At 59.7% G+C, this 17,768-nt stretch carries 21 protein-coding genes and 2 pseudogenes; 12 read left to right on the forward strand and 11 right to left on the reverse strand.

All coding sequences use genetic code 11. From position 1 onward, the window contains the following. Positions 1–164 precede the first annotated feature (164 nt). A pseudogene (locus BMX92_RS24620) lies at positions 165–1,180 on the reverse strand (IS3 family transposase); the annotation flags it as partial. 666 nt (positions 1,181–1,846) lie between these two features. On the opposite strand from BMX92_RS24620, the gene BMX92_RS24630 reads away from it, so the two are divergent. Together BMX92_RS24630 and BMX92_RS24635 are read left to right on the forward strand one after the other, a co-directional pair. Continuing rightward, entirely contained in the window at positions 1,847–2,773 is a 927-nt protein-coding gene (locus BMX92_RS24630; RefSeq protein ID WP_093021698.1) for a hypothetical protein, read from the forward strand. Positions 2,774–3,168: 395 nt separating this feature from the next. After that, on the forward strand, positions 3,169–4,377 hold the full coding sequence (locus tag BMX92_RS24635; RefSeq protein WP_093021783.1) for a tyrosine-type recombinase/integrase: 1,209 nt from the start codon (positions 3,169–3,171) through the stop codon (positions 4,375–4,377). On the opposite strand, the gene BMX92_RS24640 is transcribed toward BMX92_RS24635, so the two are convergent. From BMX92_RS24640 to BMX92_RS24665, 7 genes are all read right to left on the reverse strand, one after another. Beyond that, positions 4,355–4,549: a helix-turn-helix domain-containing protein gene (locus tag BMX92_RS24640; protein WP_093021701.1), complete on the reverse strand. Its 195-nt coding sequence runs from the start codon at positions 4,547–4,549 to the stop codon at positions 4,355–4,357. The genes BMX92_RS24635 and BMX92_RS24640 overlap by 23 nt on opposite strands. Then, complete coding sequence (locus tag BMX92_RS24645) at positions 4,546–4,758, reverse strand: helix-turn-helix transcriptional regulator (RefSeq protein WP_093021704.1); 213 nt, start codon at positions 4,756–4,758, stop codon at positions 4,546–4,548. The genes BMX92_RS24640 and BMX92_RS24645 overlap by 4 nt, the downstream gene beginning before the upstream one ends. 399 nt (positions 4,759–5,157) lie before the next feature. Next, positions 5,158–5,445: a hypothetical protein gene (locus BMX92_RS27145; RefSeq protein ID WP_143066893.1), complete on the reverse strand. Its 288-nt coding sequence runs from the start codon at positions 5,443–5,445 to the stop codon at positions 5,158–5,160. Positions 5,446–5,566: 121 nt separating this feature from the next. Then, entirely contained in the window at positions 5,567–6,031 is a 465-nt protein-coding gene (locus BMX92_RS27150) for a MarR family winged helix-turn-helix transcriptional regulator (RefSeq protein WP_143066894.1), read from the reverse strand. Beyond that, positions 5,979–6,431: a hypothetical protein gene (locus BMX92_RS24655; protein ID WP_093021712.1), complete on the reverse strand. Its 453-nt coding sequence runs from the start codon at positions 6,429–6,431 to the stop codon at positions 5,979–5,981. The genes BMX92_RS27150 and BMX92_RS24655 overlap by 53 nt, the downstream gene beginning before the upstream one ends. 31 nt (positions 6,432–6,462) lie before the next feature. Beyond that, positions 6,463–6,801: a hypothetical protein gene (locus BMX92_RS24660; RefSeq protein ID WP_093021715.1), complete on the reverse strand. Its 339-nt coding sequence runs from the start codon at positions 6,799–6,801 to the stop codon at positions 6,463–6,465. Between the two features lie 48 nt (positions 6,802–6,849). Further along, on the reverse strand, positions 6,850–7,317 hold the full coding sequence (locus BMX92_RS24665) for a helix-turn-helix domain-containing protein (protein ID WP_093021718.1): 468 nt from the start codon (positions 7,315–7,317) through the stop codon (positions 6,850–6,852). A gap of 169 nt (positions 7,318–7,486) precedes the next feature. Between BMX92_RS24665 and BMX92_RS24670 the strand changes: the two genes are divergently transcribed. The 3 genes from BMX92_RS24670 to BMX92_RS24680 all read left to right on the forward strand — a co-directional run bounded on the left by BMX92_RS24670 (position 7,487) and on the right by BMX92_RS24680 (position 8,916). After that, the gene (locus BMX92_RS24670) at positions 7,487–7,693 is read left to right on the forward strand and encodes a DUF5818 domain-containing protein (RefSeq protein WP_093021721.1); all 207 of its coding nucleotides are present in this window, start codon (positions 7,487–7,489) and stop codon (positions 7,691–7,693) included. Between the two features lie 222 nt (positions 7,694–7,915). After that, positions 7,916–8,305, forward strand: coding sequence for a hypothetical protein (locus BMX92_RS24675; protein ID WP_093021724.1), 390 nt, complete (start codon positions 7,916–7,918; stop codon positions 8,303–8,305). Further along, complete coding sequence (locus BMX92_RS24680) at positions 8,305–8,916, forward strand: hypothetical protein (protein ID WP_093021728.1); 612 nt, start codon at positions 8,305–8,307, stop codon at positions 8,914–8,916. The genes BMX92_RS24675 and BMX92_RS24680 overlap by 1 nt, the downstream gene beginning before the upstream one ends. A 22-nt stretch (positions 8,917–8,938) precedes the next feature. Here BMX92_RS24680 and BMX92_RS28500 read toward each other — a convergent pair whose 3' ends face one another. Further along, complete coding sequence (locus BMX92_RS28500) at positions 8,939–9,520, reverse strand: excalibur calcium-binding domain-containing protein (protein WP_093021731.1); 582 nt, start codon at positions 9,518–9,520, stop codon at positions 8,939–8,941. 613 nt (positions 9,521–10,133) lie between these two features. Between BMX92_RS28500 and BMX92_RS24690 the strand changes: the two are divergent. The 3 genes and pseudogenes from BMX92_RS24690 (at position 10,134) to BMX92_RS24700 (ending at position 12,265) form a co-directional block, all read left to right on the forward strand. Beyond that, positions 10,134–11,052: pseudogene (locus BMX92_RS24690) on the forward strand (ArdC family protein). Continuing rightward, a complete protein-coding gene (locus BMX92_RS27580) occupies positions 11,049–11,267 on the forward strand; it encodes a sigma factor-like helix-turn-helix DNA-binding protein (RefSeq protein WP_093021735.1) in 219 nt (72 codons plus the stop codon). The pseudogene BMX92_RS24690 and the gene BMX92_RS27580 overlap by 4 nt, the downstream one beginning before the upstream one ends. Positions 11,268–11,350: 83 nt before the next feature. Further along, positions 11,351–12,265 (forward strand): HEPN domain-containing protein, encoded by a 915-nt coding sequence (locus BMX92_RS24700; RefSeq protein WP_093021738.1) that lies wholly within the window; start codon positions 11,351–11,353, stop codon positions 12,263–12,265. A gap of 87 nt (positions 12,266–12,352) precedes the next feature. Here BMX92_RS24700 and BMX92_RS24705 read toward each other — a convergent pair whose 3' ends face one another. Then, entirely contained in the window at positions 12,353–12,604 is a 252-nt protein-coding gene (locus tag BMX92_RS24705) for a conjugal transfer protein TraD (protein ID WP_093021741.1), read from the reverse strand. Positions 12,605–12,626: 22 nt separating this feature from the next. Beyond that, on the reverse strand, positions 12,627–12,932 hold the full coding sequence (locus BMX92_RS24710) for a conjugal transfer protein TraD (RefSeq protein ID WP_093021744.1): 306 nt from the start codon (positions 12,930–12,932) through the stop codon (positions 12,627–12,629). Positions 12,933–13,104: 172 nt separating this feature from the next. Here BMX92_RS24710 and traA point away from each other — a divergent pair, with 172 nt between their 5' ends. The 4 genes from traA to BMX92_RS24730 all read left to right on the forward strand — a co-directional run bounded on the left by traA (position 13,105) and on the right by BMX92_RS24730 (position 17,766). Continuing rightward, on the forward strand, positions 13,105–16,140 hold the full coding sequence (gene traA, locus BMX92_RS24715; protein ID WP_093021747.1) for a Ti-type conjugative transfer relaxase TraA: 3,036 nt from the start codon (positions 13,105–13,107) through the stop codon (positions 16,138–16,140). Positions 16,141–16,151: 11 nt separating this feature from the next. Next, a complete protein-coding gene (locus tag BMX92_RS24720) occupies positions 16,152–16,865 on the forward strand; it encodes a DUF6118 family protein (RefSeq protein WP_143066896.1) in 714 nt (237 codons plus the stop codon). Between the two features lie 137 nt (positions 16,866–17,002). Continuing rightward, positions 17,003–17,275, forward strand: a complete 273-nt coding sequence (locus tag BMX92_RS24725) for a hypothetical protein (RefSeq protein WP_143066897.1) — start codon at positions 17,003–17,005, stop codon at positions 17,273–17,275. Between the two features lie 158 nt (positions 17,276–17,433). Further along, positions 17,434–17,766: a TrbC/VirB2 family protein gene (locus BMX92_RS24730; RefSeq protein ID WP_093021756.1), complete on the forward strand. Its 333-nt coding sequence runs from the start codon at positions 17,434–17,436 to the stop codon at positions 17,764–17,766. Positions 17,767–17,768 lie beyond the last annotated feature (2 nt).

Here is a 17,768-nt window from a genome sequence, read left to right on the forward strand (position 1 = left end):
TATAGCTCGCGCTTTGTTACACACGCACAAAACCCATTCACAAAACAAACACTCAAAAAGGGCGATCCGGTGAAGGACCGCCCTTTTTGGCGTTCATAACGCTGCCCGAAATACCGGCAAAAAGCGTGACAAAATTGTAATTACACGCCCATCCCAGCGTAAGCATGGTTATAGTCGTAGCGCCAGATGCTCAGCTTCCGGCGGGCATCAGCCAGGCTGTCGAAGAGTTCTTCGTTGAGCAGCTCATCGCGCAATGAGCCGTTGAAGCTTTCGATGAAGCCGTTCTGCTGGGGTTTTCCGGGGTCGATGTAATGCCACTCGACCTTGTTCTTGCTGGCCCACTGCAGGATCGCCCGGCTCGTAAATTCAGTGCCGTTGTCACTGACAATGCAAGCCGGTTTCCCGTGTAGGCGAACCAGAGCATCCAGTTCGCGCGCCACTCGAGCTCCCGAGATGCTGGTGTCCGCGACCAAGCACAGGTTCTCCCGGCAGCAATCATCGTTGATCGCCAAAATCCTGAACTTGCGCGACGCGCCAAACGTATCGGCGACAAAGTCCATCGACCAGCGGTCACCGGGGTGAAGTGCCCCGGGCACTAGAGTACGACTGCCCCGGGCACGCTTGCGGCCACGCCGTCGGCGCACGGACAAACCTTCCTCTCGATATAGTCGGTAGAGCTTCTTGTGGTTCATGCTCATGCCCTTGCGCTCCAGCATGACGCCGATCCGGCGATAGCCGAACCGACGGCGCTCCCCTGCGATTTCCCGCATGGCTTCGCGGATGGCTCCGTGGTCCGGCGGGCGTTCGCGCCTGACCGTCTTGGGGTCGACGCCAATCAGCACGCAGGCCCGACGCTGCGAGACTTGGTAGTCCCGCATCACACCGAGCGCCACGTCGCGCCGCTGGCTCGGCGTCGTCAGCCTTTTCCCAGCAGATCCTTCAGGATCGCGTTATCCAGCATGCTGTCGGCCAAGAGCCGCTTCAGCTTGCCGTTCTCGTCCTCCAATTGCCGCAACCGATGGGCGTCTGATACCTCCATGCCGCCGTACTTCGCCTTCAGCTTGTAGAAGGTCGCCGTGCTCAGCCCGTGCTTGCGACAGACCTCCACTGTCGGCAGCCCAGCCTCCTGCTCCTTGATCATCCCGATAATCTGCGCCTCGGTGAAACGGCTTTTCCTGATGCGTCTGCTCCTTCTCGTGGGCAGACTCTACATCAGAATGAGGGACCTTCCGGGGGGCAGGTCAAAATGTACAAGTGGCGCCACCTCATCGAAAACTTCTTCTGTAAACTCAAAGAGTTCAAACAAATCGCCATGCGTGCTTGCAAAACAGACAGGAGCTTCGAAGCCATGATCTACATCGCCAAGTGTGGTGTTCCGGTATCGAGAAAACCCATCTCTTGAGGCAAGCCTTTTGCAGGCGATTTCATCTTGGGTCGGGCTCGGACGGTGCTATGGATTCGACACGTGGATTGCAAACATTGACCGGCATGCTGGGAACCTGCTTTTTGGCGGGCCTAAGGATGTCTGGTTGATAGACCATGGGCATGGTTTCACAGGGCCAGCTTGGACCGCGTCCGATTTAAAACCCGAGGGTGAATACATACATCGGTTGTCGTCATGGCTGACGCCTGCGATCGGGATGGACGATCGGAAGATTAAAGCAGGAGAAGCGGCGGGCCTTGAAGCTGTAGCGTCGAAGCTCGACCTAGATGCTTTGGTCCAGGCCAGCTTAGTCGACCGGATTTTGCCATCGGACGAGGTTGCAGCGCTCAAGCAGTTTCTTCGTGATCGGTGCTTGTATGTGGCATACTATTCAAACAAAGCTCTCGGCGTCCCGAGTATCATATGACCAGTATTGTTTTAACCTCTGATGCATTCCCGACCCTGATGGGCACCATCCGTGCGCATTGGGCGCCGATATTTCTGAGCCCTATTGAGGGAGCGTTTGAGCGGCTAGTGATCGGCGTCGCTGTGACCGACCAATCGGGGTTCGTGATCGAACAGGCGAATGCGCTGGAGCGTCTAAGGTGCCTCTACGGTGACAATGCCGAAGCCGCTATCTTCGCTGCCGTGGTTGCACTCGAACAACTAAACGACGAGTTCGCTTCGAGAGGATTTGCAGCCTTTTCTGACACCGGCCTCCATGTCAGTGGCGTCGAGATTGGACCTGTCCATGATACTGAGGGACGAAGCCTCAGGGAGATAGCAACCAGTTGGATGAAGGCCACCTCGTCGCTATACCGCCATGACGTCATCACTGGCGATACCGAAGATGAAGGAACAGCGGAAACACTGGGCGTCGGCGGCGATGGTGTAGATAGGCTGCCACGCTTGGTCATGGACTATGTTCTTCGCCAGGATGTCGCATTCTCCGGTTTCTTCCGGCAGGATTTAATCGGCGCGCAACGGCGGCGTAGAAGCCATGAAGTAACGATTGATTTCGCCGGGTCCCGGCTTGTAGCCAATTTTGGTGCCCTTCAACCAGGCAGCATCACGAAGTCGGTCGACCACATAAAACGTCGGCTTTGGGATTTGAAAGTCGATAGAGATAAGGACGCAGGTGCGTTTCTCAGTCGTCACCATGAATTGATCGTTCAGATGCCCAGCCCGCACGATCCAATCTTTACGGATAGGCAACATGCAGCCTTAAAGGAGGCTCACCGGGCGTTGGAAGAGCAAGCCGATCAGGAACAGCTTCGGCTACGCCCGCTTCCGACCGTGCAGGACATAGGCCAGCGTGTGATACTTGCCGAGTCGGGCCAGATCGCCTAGTTTGAGGACGGCTGACAGACGCAAAGGCAGCGTTTTACGGGCACTTGGCCGCTAGACCTTAGAAGGTTGGCACATCGGCTGTGGGTTGTTCAGGCAGTCCGACGGACCTCAAATAGTTCGTGGATGTGTCACACTGTTCCAGCGTGTTTAGAACCGACCCATTACCGAAATACTGAAATCTCTAATGACTAAATGGTGCTAAGTGTTTGATTTGTCTTGGTGACCCCTACGGGCGTATAACTTTAATCTCAGGCAGGTTCACGACGTTTCTAACTCTCCTGTAAAATCAGGAATTTGTCTTGTAAGGTGTTCGCGGTCGGTCGCTCCGATTTGCCTGAAATCCCATCACAGTGTGGGATCGATTGTGGGATCATTTCAGGGAGGAAATCGAACCGATGGCTCTTACGGCATTGAAGGTGAAGAACGCGAAGCCAGGCCGCCACGTTGATGGCCGTGGGCTATGTCTTGTCGTCAAGCCGAGCGGCGCGAAATCCTGGGTTCTGCGGATGCAGAAAGACGGCAAGCGTCGCGATTACGGGCTGGGGTCAATCTTCGACGTTTCGCTGGCCGAAGCGCGCGACGCGGCAATGGCACTGCGCCGTCAGGTACGGCTCGGCCTCGATCCTGTCGCTGAAAAGCGCAAGTCGCGGAAGGTGGTGCCGAGCTTCGAGACGGCGGCGCGTGATTGCTATGAGGCAATGAAGGAAGGCTGGAAGAACCAGCGACACGCAAGCTGGATTTCCAGCCTGGAAAATCATGTTTTTCCATTGATCGGTGCAAAGCCTGTGAATGAGGTGGAGAGTCCTATCGTGGTTGAAGTGCTGTCACCCATCTGGCTGGAAATTCCTGATACGGCTCGCCGTATTTTGCAGCGCATCGGCGCGGTCCTGGATTTTGCTCATATCAAGGGCTGGATACCCGATGAATTGTCTCTGCGATCGGTCCGTAAAGGACTGCCCCGGCAGGTGGAGAAAAGTGGGCATCTGGAAGCCATGGCCTATGATGATGTGCCAACGCTGATGCGCAGGCTAGCGACAGCCGCACGAACGACCGGCCGGGACGCGCTACGATTCACCATCTACAATGCCGTGCGATCGAATGAGACACGTTTCGCCGTCTGGACCGAATTCGATCTGGACAAAGGGGTTTGGACTATCCCTGGCGAGCGGATGAAGGCGGGCGATACCCATGTCGTGCCTTTGTCTGCGGCGGCGGTTGTGCTGCTACGCAAACGCTGGGACGAACGTAGCAGCGATACTGGTCTTGTATTCAGCAATGACGGCGAGAAGCCGATCAGCGATATGACCATGACCAAGCTTTTGCGGGACGACGGGATCAAGAGGGTAACCGTGCATGGTTTTCGATCCGCCTTTACCGATTGGACAGCGGAGCGAACCCGCTTTCCGAAGGAAGTTGCGGACAAGGCCTTGGCGCACAAACTGCCCAACAAGGTTGAAGCCGCCTATCGGCGCACCGACTTCTTTGAGAAGCGACGCAGTCTGATGGCACGCTGGGCCGAGTTTCTCGACCGTGGACCGGTCAAAGAAAACAAGGAAACCGGCCCTGCGCCATCTGAGGAGATCAAGCTTCGCGCTGCCGCCTGACAAGATCGTGAAGGCTGGCGGTGGTGATCCGGGTGGCTTTTCCCAGTTTCACCGCTTCCACTTCACCTGAAGCGATCATCGCATAGAGCTTGGTTCGGCCTACACCAATCATGCGAGCGGCTTCGTTCACCCGCACACAGATCGGCTCGGGAAGGGGAGGGGCAGGCGTCATGGCTGCCCTCCCAACAGGACTTCGCGATAGCCCACCGGATCGGCGATCCATCGATTGATGGACGATTCTCGCCAGCCGGCGCCATGGACGCTGATCCTGATCTGAGCAGGAAAAGTGCCATCTGCAATCTTGCGATATACGGTTGAGCGGGAAAGTCCGGTGCGGGCCAGAACGGTTTTCAAGCGAATGATACGATCACTATTGGTCATGGGGGCTGTCTCTAATCGCGTGTGATGCGCCTCCCGGTGACGAGCCTTCGATGCCTTGCAGCGCTGGACAAGAGTTTGTCCCACGCCGAGGCTGTCATGCTCTGCTGTGTTGGAGGCGCTGACGGCAGCCGACGTGCACGAGCGAAAGGCGGTAGGCGTTGGCACCGGGGGCTATCGCCGATCGCGATCAGCGAAGTTTTTGTCTCACCCGGTCCCAACATTCTGTTGGTCTAACGTCGTGTCTGCCTGCTGTAGGCGGCAAAGCCGATAATCAGGTCGAGTCGTTCATTGGACATACCTCTTATAAGGACGCCCGCCATGCGCGATGAAGCAGCCTGAATGCTCGATATGTTGCAGCCTGTTGTCAATGGGTTCGTCGTTGTGTTGATCGCGTTCATCTCATCTTTTGAGTTCGTCGCAGATGTATCCAAGGCAATTGTCAGTTAAGATCGGCTTGGTCGAACGAGCCATCACATCAAAGCTATAGCTCAAGTTAGATGCTTTAGTTGTCGGCGGCACGCATACTCGTCGACGTTGCGGTCTGCGATCAATATTGCGCAATCCCCAGTCACTAACCCCCCATATAGATTTATCGCCAAATTGGATCATGTTTGATTCGACGATGTAGTGAAGTGCGATTAAGCGCCGCCGATGCAAGCAGGCCGATCCGAAGATAATTTTCATCATCAGGCCGTCGTCCTGATTCGGCGAGCATTGGAAATATGCGATATTCTGGATTATTATGAAGCGGCATGCCATCTTCAAATGGGGTTAGATATGATCGATGATCCGGAGATGTTCCGGCGGATCATGAACAGCCGGAAAAAGCTTCTGTCGTTGCCGTGAGACCGTTCAGGAAGTTCCGAGCCATTTCCTCACCTCTCGTCGTAATCGATACGAAAATGCGGCGGCGATCATCTGGTGCACCATGGCGGTACAGCAAGCCTGCCCGGTTGAGTTTTTCGATATGTCTCAAGGCTGTTGTCGGCGGTGCGGCGCTTGCGATACAGGCACTTGATACCGAAATGCTTTTCCCCTCCATGGCGGCTGCAAACAGATCTAGTAAAATGTCCCAAGCTGGATCTTGAAACATATTAGGCATTTGAGATTCCCGAATACGCCTAAGACGTAGGTAATGCCGGGCAATGTCCGACATCGAATGATAGGTTCGCAATGTAGACCGGTCTTTCGCCAGTACATTCTGACGTATCGCTGACAATTCATTGATCATCGCTTCGATTTTTTCGAGATCGCCTCGATCGTTCAGCATCATTATGCTGCTCCGCCCTTTGATCGAGAAAAATGCCGATCGGCATCACCAGAAAAATCGGAAGCGACCAGATGCCCATAACTGCGTGGTAGATGTTCTGGTCTATATGCCTGGATAGGAACACCGCGATGTGGGCGGCGACCCCCGCGCTTTGGAGACCCGTGGTCCAGAGGGGCCAGAAGCGATTGCTGCGCAGGGCCACGAACATTAATCCCGCCAACAGAATTACATCGACCGCAAACAGCGGCCAGCGAACATTGTGATTGAGCGTGACGGCCTGCGTCACGAAAGCGGCGACGATCATCATGAGGCATGTGATGCGAGCAGTTTTGCCACCTATCATCACGGAATAGATCGCGCTGAGGATCATCAGCAAAATAAAGCTGGCCTTCAAAACGATCATCTCTTCTCTCGATCATTGTCGCCGCTCCCCGTCAAGCGCTCTGGGCGAGTGCGACAGTCGGCTCGGCTTGGGCCGATCCGATCAGGCAACCGAAATCGTAAACATCCAGATTGCTGTCATTTTTGATGGCAATCATCACCTTCTGGGCTTCGATCATATCGGCCCGGCTCTCAACGCATTTGTTCAGGCTCGCCGCAAGCGAACGAAGGGCGCGCTGCGAACGCACTGGAGGGAGGTCCGAGCCTTTCACTGCCTCGATGAACGTGGTCATCAGCCGGGCACGGTCATGAACGCTGGTATCAATGCTGACGAACGCCTCGCGGAGTTCATCAGCAACAACTTGACCGGCGGCGGGGTTGAATTTGGGCATAGCTTCTCCGTGGCGCGAAACGCGCTTCTTTGCGGTTGGTCATTTTGATCAGTTAAGGAGCGTGATGATGCCTTGGACGGTCACGATTGTCGCAATCAGTAGCAAAGCTGCGAAGAAGCCCACGCGGGAGATTGCCAAAATTCGCCGTGATGTCGTCAGGTCATTATCGGGCCCCCCGATCGGCGGAAGATCGAAGGCCCGGACAAGAAACCCTTGCTGGTTATCGATCTTGTCCGGTTGTTCTTCCGCCGATGCCTCAAGCGCAACCGCTTCCGATTGGGTACCCAATAGCTGGGGATGCCCTTCTTCATGCGAGACCAAGGTTCGCGCGGCCTCGCCTCTTGAGGAGACCCCAAGGATCCGCATCGCTCGTTTAACATGCTGATCGACGGTATCGAAGGAAAGCCCCAACTGAAGGCCGATTTCTTTGGATGAGTGCCGCGTGTACACAAGACGCAAGCATTGCTTTTGTCGCTCCGACAATCGTTCAACAGGCGTGCTGGACAGATCATTCATCCGAAGTGAAATCCACCGCAAGCCACAGGCGCAGCACACCAAAGACAAGCGTGTTGGATGACATCATCTTACCCCTCACCAGCTTTGCCCCCTCTCAAGCTGACTAAAACACGTATATTATGGCATGAGAGATTCGTGCAATCGTGGTTAATGGTGAAGGGCACATACAATGGGGCGAGGCGTACATCACGAGTTGACCGGTGTGCTTCTCGCGAATGGCCTGCTCCCCATGCTGCGCGTCGACGATGGGGGTGAATGGCGCTTGGACATCAGCGGCAGATATCGCCATTTATTGGGCAAGCGCGTGAGGGTTACTGGAAAGCGAAGCGATTTCGACATGATTAATGTCGAGAAAATCGACTTGGCATTTCCCTGACGGGCCGGATTCTATGCGTTTTCTTTACCGACCCTGTAGTCCCGGTCATGCGGTGATGCCGCTAACGCATGAAGGCTGGGGCTTTTAACATTCTGGTGGTCGAGATGGCTGACGGCGGCGCGCAGTGGACGCGCGGAACATAGGTCTTCATACGTCTAGATACCCTGCTTGACGCGTGCCCCGGCTCGCTGCAATCTCCCCGAACCAATTCGGGGGGATGCTATGAAAGTTAAGGCGTTTGTCGCCGTCGCACTCGCGACGGCTGTTGTTGCAACGGCTCAGATCGTGGCCGCTGCGCCTGCGGCCAAGCAGTATGTGGTCGTCAACGAGGAAATCGGGCTTCCGGTGTTTCCCTACGACATTACCGATCGCCCTTATCGGGTCATCGGCGAGGTGAAGGCAGGTGTGCGCAAGGCCACCATCTTCAGCAAGGCGCCCAGCCAGGAGAAAATCTATCGCGAGTTGTGGGAGCGCGGCGAGAAGCTTGGGGCCGATGCCGTGATCAAGGCGCAGTATGGCGACGCGCATGTCACTGCCCTGAGTTGGGGGTCCAGCAGCGCTACTGGCGTCGCCATCAAATTTCTCGATCCCGCAGCGCCCACGAGCAATTGATGCTGGCCCTTGCAGTAGTGCTGGCCGCCTCCACTCCGGGGGCGGCCGCTTTGCAGGATCAGCTGGCGCCGGTCAGTACGCCGCAGGCTGTCGCGACAGCGACGCCTGCCGCGCCGTCCGTCACCACGCCACTTCTCGCAGTTGGCACTCCCGTGCGTCTGATGGTCCTCAAGGAAATCAACAGTCGGACGGCGCGTCTGGGCGACAGATTCAAGCTGCGCGTTGACGAGCCAATCTACATAAACGGCGCGCCAATGGTGCCAGTAGGCGCAACGGCGTGGGGCGAGATAGCAAGCGTTGAGAAGAATGGCGCTGTAGGCAAGGCCGGGCGGTTGGGCGCAAAGCTTCTTTATCTGGACCTGCCCTCCGGTCGGGTCCCGCTTCGTGGCGAATATGCCGATCGGGGAGACGGCAACGGCGCAGGCGTCGTACTGGCCATCGTGGGCTTTGGCGTGCTGGGGCTGCTGACAGGCGGGGACAGTGCGCGGCTGAAGGCCGGTGACACCTTTACTGGTTATGTCGACGGCACGCCAACGCCGGCACTTCAATCCTCGGTCGTCGCGGCCCCATCCACGGCGCCGCTGCAGATATCGACCGCTCCCATCAACTGATGGCATCAGTATCGTCGACCAATCAACATATACTCTCACACGGAATCCCGTCGCCGTCCCTGTCCAGCCGTCCCAGGCCGCAATCGTTCAGATAGTGATATGCCTCGGCGCAGCTGTTCATCTGCCCGCATGTCCGCTTTGATCCGCAGCTACGGCTGAGATTGCCACCGCTCCGCCGGGAAGGCAGCGCGCTCAAGCTGTCGGATGTGGGCGAGTATAGCCGGGTTGGCCGTGAGGCTGGTTCCCGCTCAGGTTCCGGCTGGCTTTCGGACAGAAAGCGCTGGGCGACCCAACAATCTTGGCCGACACGGTCAAGGCTGACCCAAGCGCCACTCGTCTTGCCAGCGGACACTACGTCGCCCCGCACCAGCTTCTCAACCACTGGCGCACCTGCCTCTGAATCTGCACGGCAGTTGAGGGTGGCCGTGGTGACATACATGGTGATAGTGGCAACAGCCGACGTGTCCGGGCCGACTAACGAAAGAGGTGGCCCCGCGTCCGGGTGACTGTCAGTCCCGCCGCTGCACTTTCCCACGGCGAAGATAATCACCATACATAATGCAATCAGCCCGCATCCTGCATTGCCGCCGCCCTTCCGCGCCATCTCTCACTCCCCCGAAACGGGACAGTATCGGCTCGGAGCAAATGTTCAAGCCGGAGAGCTAATAGCGGATCGGCCAGCTCTCGAAGCACCTCTGCTGTCTTCTGCCGACCGCAATTTGTAGGAACGGGTGGTCGGCATTTAGGCCGCGTATCTCCAGTGGTGACGCAGCAGCATTGATGCGGTTTCCCTTTTGTTCAAACGTGCCGGTCAATACCCCTTTCGGGGGTGGTTTTTGACATCTGGCTTCATCGCTGGGTGCGAGGTGGGTTTCGCCATAATCGGCGCGTCATGGCCGACGTCCCCCATGATCCCGATATTTGACTGAACGGATGCGGAGCGCTGCGGTAGGCAGCGCGAAGTTTTTGGCTGCGGTCATCGCGTGGGGCGCGATGGCGTCTGTTTGAGTCTTATCGGCCGACGGCGCGGCGGGGGTGGGCGTCGCTGACCTCTAGTCCCACCGCGGCGAGCCGCAAGTCGGGGCTTTGCCCCAACTCCTCCACTACGTTGCGGCCCTGCGGGTGCAGCCCGCCTCGATCGGTGGGACTGCCGGTCCGCTCCTGCCGCCCACCCCCGCCCCTCCGGCGGCCGGTGCGATGCGGGAAGGAGAAAGGAAATGGGATATCAGGATAAGGGACGGGCCGGCGCTACCCTCTATAGTGAGGTGACGGATCGGATCATCGCCCAGATCGAGGAAGGCACCTTGCCATGGGTGCGGCCATGGGATGATGGCAGGGCGGCCTTGGGCTTGCCGCGCAATGCCGGCACCGACAGGCGCTATTCCGGCATCAATGTGCTCATCCTTTGGAGCCGCTTGTTCGAGGAAAGGCTATGGGTCGCAGCGCTGGCTGACCTATGCCCAAGCGCAGGCGATGGGCGGCAATGTCCGCAAGGGGGAGCGGGGCACTACCGTCTGCTATGCGGATCGGTTCACGCCCAAGGAGGGCGACAACGCCCCGACCGGCCTGGATGGCGAGCCACGACAGATTGCTTTCCTGAAGCGCTTCACTGTCTTCAACACCGACCACTGCGAGGGGCTGGGCGATCAGTCAATGACTGCTGTCACGACATGGAATGAGGCGCTGACCCTGCCCGTTGCGCAGGCGCTGATAGAGGCGACGGGCGCGGACATTCGCATCGGCGGCGGGGAAGCCTATTACGCCCCGCAGGATGACTATATCCGCGTGCCCCGGCCCGAACATTTCCATCAGCCGATAAACTGGTTTCGCACAGTTTTTCATGAGCTAGGGCATTTGAGTGGACACCGCTCGCGGCTGGACCGCTTGCCCGATACCGGCTTTGGCAGTCCTGCCTATGCGCGGGAGGAGTTGATTGCCGAATTGGCCAGCGCCTTCCTCTGCGCGGAATTGGGGATCGTGCCAACCGTGCGCCATGCCGACTATCTGGGCGCATGGCTGGCCGTTCTGCGCGAGGACAGCAAGGCGATCTTTCGTGCCGCCAGTCAGGCCAGCAAGGCCGCCGACTATCTGCTCGCCTTTGTCCAAGAGAAAGATCGTGGGGAGGCGGAGGCATGACCCACGATCCCCATGCCGCAGAGCGCCAGCGCTATCGCGCAGCGCTGGCCGGCCTTCCCGCCATTCCCCGCATCGTCTTCCTGCTGCACAGCCTTGATTGCCTGAGCTATGAGCAGATCGCCTTCCGCATCGGGGAGGATGTGGGCGCGGTGGAGCGGCATTTCGCCACCGCGCTTAAGCATCTGGTGCGGGAGATTGACGGGTCTCCGCAATGAATCGCCATTTTGGCGATAGTCTCCCGGCCGTGCCCGTTCATCTTCATTTGGTGGACGGGCGCTGTTTGGTTAGGAGGGGTGCAATGCGCAACGACCTCGACCATCTGCCGCCAGCCAAACAGCGCGAACTGGAGCGCGTAGTGCAGATCATCTTCGAGGAATTCGGGGACGCCAACAATCTCGCGACCGGCAAGCGCAAGGCGGGCCGCATCCACAAGATCATCCTCTACGGAAGCTATGCGCGCGGCGGCTGGGTGGACGAGCCGCATACCGCCAAGGGCTACAAGTCCGACTATGATTTGCTCATCATCGTCAACCAGAAGGAGCTTACCGACCGGGTTCAATATTGGGAGAAGACCGACGAGCGGCTGATGCGTGAACTCGCCATCACCCAGACGCTCAAGACGCCGGTGAATTTCATCGTCCACACCTTGCAGGAGGTGAACGACGGCCTCGCCCATGGGCGCTATTTCTTCATGGACGTCGCCGGTGAGGGGATCGCGCTGTATCAAGCCGACGAAAGCGAACTGCACAAGCCGAGGCCAAAAACGCCAGCGCAAGCGCTGACTATGGCGCAAGAGTATTTTGACGAGTGGTTTCCGACAGCTGGGGAATTTTTCGACGATTTCCGCTCAAACTTGGAGCGTGGCCGCTTCAAGAAATCGGCGTTTGAACTCCATCAGTGTGTCGAACGGCTCTACCATGCTGTGCTTCTAGTCACGACATTCTACACCCCTCACGTTCACAATCTGGGGTTCCTGCGCACCCAGGCCGAACGCCTCGATTTCCGCCTGTTCAACGTCTGGCCGCGCGATACGCGAGCCGAACGGGCGATGTTCGAGAAGTTGAAGGACGCCTATGTGAAGGCCCGCTACTCCAAACATTACACGATCAGCGAAGAAGAGCTGGCTTGGCTCGGCACCCAGGTCGAGGAGCTGGGCCGTGTCGTGCATAGTGTCTGCTCGGAAAAGATCGCCGCACTTGAGGCTGCCGCTTAGTCGATCAGGCTGCAGGCATGACAGAAAGCGCCCCCTCTATTGTCCCGCTGATGCACGACTAACCCGCGCCATCAGCCTTCCACATGGTCACCCTTTCTTCGTGCCGGGGGAACTCTCTGATGCCTCCGCTTCGAACGCTCGCTTGCCCTTGCGCTGCCAGAGTGCCAGCGCCTGAAGGCCTTCCTCACCGCGCAGCCGTTCGGCAAGCGTGAGAAATGCGCCATAGAGAGTGGCCCGATCGTCATCGGTCAGTTCCACCAGACCGGCCTTGACGACGAGGCCACCCAGCTCGATCAGATGCCGGGTCCGCTCCCGCCGCTTGACCGCCCATTCGCGCATGTCGGTTCGCGCCTTTCTGGCCTCAAGCCGATGCCTTGCCACCTTCAAGTGGTAAAGTGCCGAGCGGCTGGTGTTCAGTGCCGGCCGGAGGCTGAGCTGGCTTGCCTTGAAAGAAGGCAATGCCCGCCTTGCGCCAGCCCTCCTTCAGACCCCCGTCTTTCGTGGTGACGGCATGCAGCAGGGCGCCCGCCAGCAGATCAACATCAAGCCCATCCGCACCGGTCGCCGCGACCAGTTCGCCAAGCTGGCGTACCCGTCGCTCTTTGAGTTGCCGCGCCTTGTCCGCGAGCGCCTTGAGTTCCGAATCAAAATCACGCGGTTTGCGCATGGGAAACCTCCATCATCAGTTCATGCACCCATGATAGGGAAGGCGTCAGGACAAGACAGCAAGGTCGCCGGGACAGGCTGACACCGCCTAGTCCCGTCCGAGAAAATTTCGAGAAGGGCGCGCTTATACGTCGTTCCGACGTGCGCTTTGCTCCAGTAGATGGAGGATCGTCATGGCGATCTTCCATTTCTCCGTCCAGGTCATCAGCCGCGCAGCGGGCCGCAGCGCCGTGGCGGCGGCCGCCTATCGGGCGGGAGAAAGGCTGCATGACGAGCGCCTCGACCGCGACCATGATTTCCGCGCGCGCTCGGGCGTCGAGCATAGCGAGATATTGTTGCCTGAGGGGGCACCCGAACACCTGTCCGATCGCCAGACCCTCTGGAATGCGGTCGAGGCGGCGGAGAAGCGCAAGGATGCCCAGCTTGCCCGAGAGATAGAATTTGCGATCCCCCGCGAGATGAACAAGGCGCAGGGGATCGCACTGGCCCGCGATTTCGTGTCCGCCCAATTTGTCGCGCGCGGGATGATTGCCGACCTCAACGTCCATTGGGATATCGGGAGCGACGGCGAAGCGCGGCCCCATGCCCATGTGATGCTCACCATGCGTGCAGTCGGTCCGGACGGCTTTGGCAGGAAGGTGCGCGAGTGGAACGCCAATGAGAATGTCGAGCGCTGGCGCGAAAGCTGGGCAAGCCATGTCAATCAGCGCCTCGCCGAACTGGATATCGACGCGCGCATCGATCATCGCAGCCTTGGCGCTCAGGGCATCGACCTCGACCCGCAAAGCAAGATTGGCGGTCCGGCGCATCGAATGGATGCGCAGGGGCTGGAAGCCGACCGGGCGGAGATGCACCGCGCGATCGCGCGGGAGAATGGGGATCGCATCATTGCCGATCCGAACATTGCCCTGGATGCGATCACCCATGGACAGGCCAGCTTTACCCGCCGTGATCTCGCCATGTTCCTTCATCGCCACAGCGACGGGCAGGAGCAGTTCAACGCCGCCATGCAGGCTGTCCGCGCGGCGCCGGACCTTATCGCGCTGGGAAGGGACGGGCGCGGCGAGGACCGGTTCACCACGCGGCAGATGATCGAAACCGAACAGCGCTTGTACCAGGCCGCTGAACGCATGGCCCAGCGCGTGCAACATCAGGTCAGGCAAAAGGACCGCGATGTGGCACTCGCACATGCAGCGGAACGTGGCCTCGCCCTCAGCGGTGAGCAGCGCGATGCCTTCGATCATGTCACCAACCCGCAGGGTTTGAGCCTGGTGATCGGCTATGCCGGGACCGGCAAGAGCGCGATGCTGGGGATAGCCCGGCAAGCATGGGAAGAGGCAGGCTTTGAGGTGCGCGGCGCGGCCCTGGCGGGCATTGCCGCTGAAGGGCTGGAAAATGGATCAGGCATCGCATCGCGCACCATCGCCAGCCTGGAGCATGGCTGGGCAAAGGGGCGCGAACTTCTGACCGATCGTGACATACTCGTGATCGATGAGGCAGGCATGGTGGGCACGCGGCAGATGGAGCGAGTGCTGTCTTATGCCGCCAGCGCAGGCGCGAAGGTCGTGCTGGTTGGCGATCCGCAGCAATTGCAATCGATCGAGGCCGGTGCGGCATTCCGTGCGCTGCATGAACGCCATGGCGGGGTCGAGATTACCCAGGTCCGCCGCCAGCATGCGCCCTGGCAGCAGGATGCCACCCGCCATCTGGCGACCGGTCGGACCGGCGAGGCGATTGCGGCCTATGTCGACAAGGCGATGGTGCATCCGGCAGAGACGCGCGAGGATGCGCGGCGCGATCTGGTCGCGCGCTGGGATCGCGATCGGCGGGCAGACCCGCAAGCCAGCCGGATCATCCTGACCCACACCAATGCCGAGGTGCGCGACCTCAATCTAGCGGCGCGCGACGCGATGCGCGCCGCTGGTGCACTGGGCAGGGATGTCCAGGTCAGGACCGAACGCGGCGACAGACTGTTCGCATCGGGTGACCGTATCATGTTCCTGCGCAATGAGCGCAGTCTGGAGGTCAAGAACGGCACGCTCGGCACCATCGAACAGGTCAGCGAGGGGCATATGCTCGTCCGCACCGATGACGCCCGCGCCATAGGTTTCGATATCAAGGACTATCATCATTTCGACCATGGCTATGCCGCCACCATCCATAAGGCGCAGGGAATGACCGTGGACCGGGCACATGTGCTGGCGACGCCGGGCATGGATCGCCATGGCGCCTATGTCGCCCTGTCCCGCCACCGCGACGGCGTCGATCTCCACTATGGTGGCGATGATTTTCGGGATCAGGCCCGCCTTGTGCGCATCCTGTCGCGCGAGCGGACGAAGGATATGGCGAGCGACCATGAAAGAGGTCAGGCCCCAACGGATGATGCCGCCATGCAGGCAAGAGCCTTTGCTGAACGACGGGGGATCGACTGGCGCGCACTGGCCGTTGATCTGGTGCGTAGCGGCGCCAGAAAGGCGCGGGGTCTGTTCGACGGATTGCGCGCTGCTCTGCGCAATCAGAGCAGGGAAGGAGAGATGGAGCCGCAGGTGGCACCTGGCGCGGCCGCGTCTCCTTCTCCCTCACGGCGCGGCGCCCTTGTCGGGTTCCGACCCGACATGCCGCCCATACGCATGGCGGACGCCGCACACAGTGACCCCGAGCGGGAGAAGAAGCTTGCCGTACAGCGCCACGCCCGCGCTGTCGCGAGCATCTGGAAGATGCAGGATCAGGGGCTTCCCCTGCTTCCGCACCAGCGCACCGAACTCGACAAGGCGCGGGTGGCACTGAACCGGGCCGTCCAATATGGCGCAAGCGATATGGAACGCGCCTATCAGCGTGACCCCGCTCTCGTGCCGGACGCCGCCGATGGACGGGTTCGTGATGCATTGCAGGCGATGCGGATCGAAGCGGATATCCGCCGCGATCCCCATCTGCGAGCGGACCGGTTCGTGGAGGGCTGGCAGCAATTGGGGCTGCATCGCGAAGAGTTGCAGCGCGATGGAGACTGGCGCGGCGCGCGCGAGGTCAGCGAGCGGATGGCCGACATGGCAAAGGGCCTTCGGCGCGACCAAATTCTGGAGCGCGTGCTGGGCGGACGACGCGAGGAACTGGGGACCGACGGCGAGAGTCGCCGCCCGCTGGCGCAGGAACTCTCTCGCAGCATTGGCATCGACAGGGAGGCGCCTCGTGGCCGTGGCATCGACAGATAGGAGACGGGCGCTTGGATAGTGATTTGCCGGGCCATGGCGCCGATGATGAACCCGATCCGGCTGCGCTCGCCTTCGCGGAGCTTGGCGAAAAAGTGGAAAGGCTCGAAGCGGCCATCGCCACCCTGGTCGCCGGTCGCGAGGCTATACCCGATTATAGCGAGACATTGGGCGAGATCGCCTTCCTGATCGACAAGACCCGGCAGTCGCTCGCCACGCTCGCGCGTCGTCCGGCACTGGAGCTGACCCCGGACGCGATTGCGCAGAAGATCATGGTGGCAGGCAATCGGGCGCGTGAACAGGATGCCGCGACCATTGCTCAGGCGAAAGAGCGCATCGACAAGGCGGCTGGCCGAATGGAATATCTGCTCGGCCGGGCCGCATCGAAAGCCGATTTGCGGCGGCACCTGTTGTGGTCGGCCACAGGCGGAATGTTTGCGGGCATGCTGCTCTGGGCATTCGTGCCGGGCCTCGTCGCGCGCGCCATGCCCGGCAGCTGGCATGTGTCGGAAACCATGGCCCGGCAGATTATGGGCGAGGCGACCCTGTGGGATGCAGGCATCCGCATGATGCAGGCCGATAGCCCGCAAGCCTGGCAAATGGTTGAGGAGGCCGCCAGCCTGTGGAGAGAGAATCGCACGATCCTCAAAGATTGCCGGAAGGCTGCCGCCAAAGCCGGCAAATCCTTGCGCTGTACGATCGCGGTGACGCCAGCGACTGCGTCATGATGCTGGGGACGAGCGCACATATGGCACGGCCTGGCCGGATTAGGCGTTGCAGGACGTGACGGCTACAATAAGCCCGTCATAGCTTGGGACAGCGCGCATGGATCGCTTCTTGCGGCGCTTCGGGTGGAGACATGCATATGGATGCCGGTATCCTCTATGAAAGGCTCAAAGGGCAGCGACTGCCGGCCGCCATGTTGAAAGTCGGTCCAACCCTTGTCGATATCCGCATCAAGAAACTGCATCGCGGCAGCGCGAAGATATTGGGCAGCTATATTCCGGGCAAGGACGCCATCGTCAAAATCTGCGTCGATCATCTTTCCGTCGAAGGCGTGGTCCGGGTGCGCAATGACGTGCAATGCTCGATTGCCTTTTTGCGTCCCGCCCGTGCCGTAGGCAAAGAGGCGCGCTGATCCCTATCTATGCCAGAACCGCACATTCCTTTGCGTCTCTGATGGATGCGGCTATGCATGGGCCGTGACCATCCGGCAGAGGACGACGCAACCGACATGCCTGCGCAGCCCCAACCCTTTGCCTTGATCCAGTCAACTTGTCTGGAGAGCAGTGAGCCATGATGCCGACCGGCCTTGCCGCCGCCATTGGCTGGGTGCAGCAACTGTTGCTTGGCAGCGTTGCGACCGTAGCGGCCACGCTGGCGGTCGCCATTTTCGGGTTCCTGCTGCTCGACGGCCGCCTGAACTGGCGCCAAGGCTTGCGCACCCTGATGGGCTGCTTCCTGCTTTTTGGCGCGCCGGTTATCGCGGCGGGACTGATGATCCCGGCCACATCCATGTCGTCCGCTGGGGCAGGCCCGACGATCGAACCCGAAGTCACGGCCCCGCCACCACGGCCCCCGGAAAATTACGATCCCTATGCCGGCGCAGCCCTGCCGCAGGATTGGTGATC

It is taken from the genome of Sphingobium sp. YR768, assembly GCF_900111125.1.
GTDB lineage: Bacteria > Pseudomonadota > Alphaproteobacteria > Sphingomonadales > Sphingomonadaceae > Sphingobium.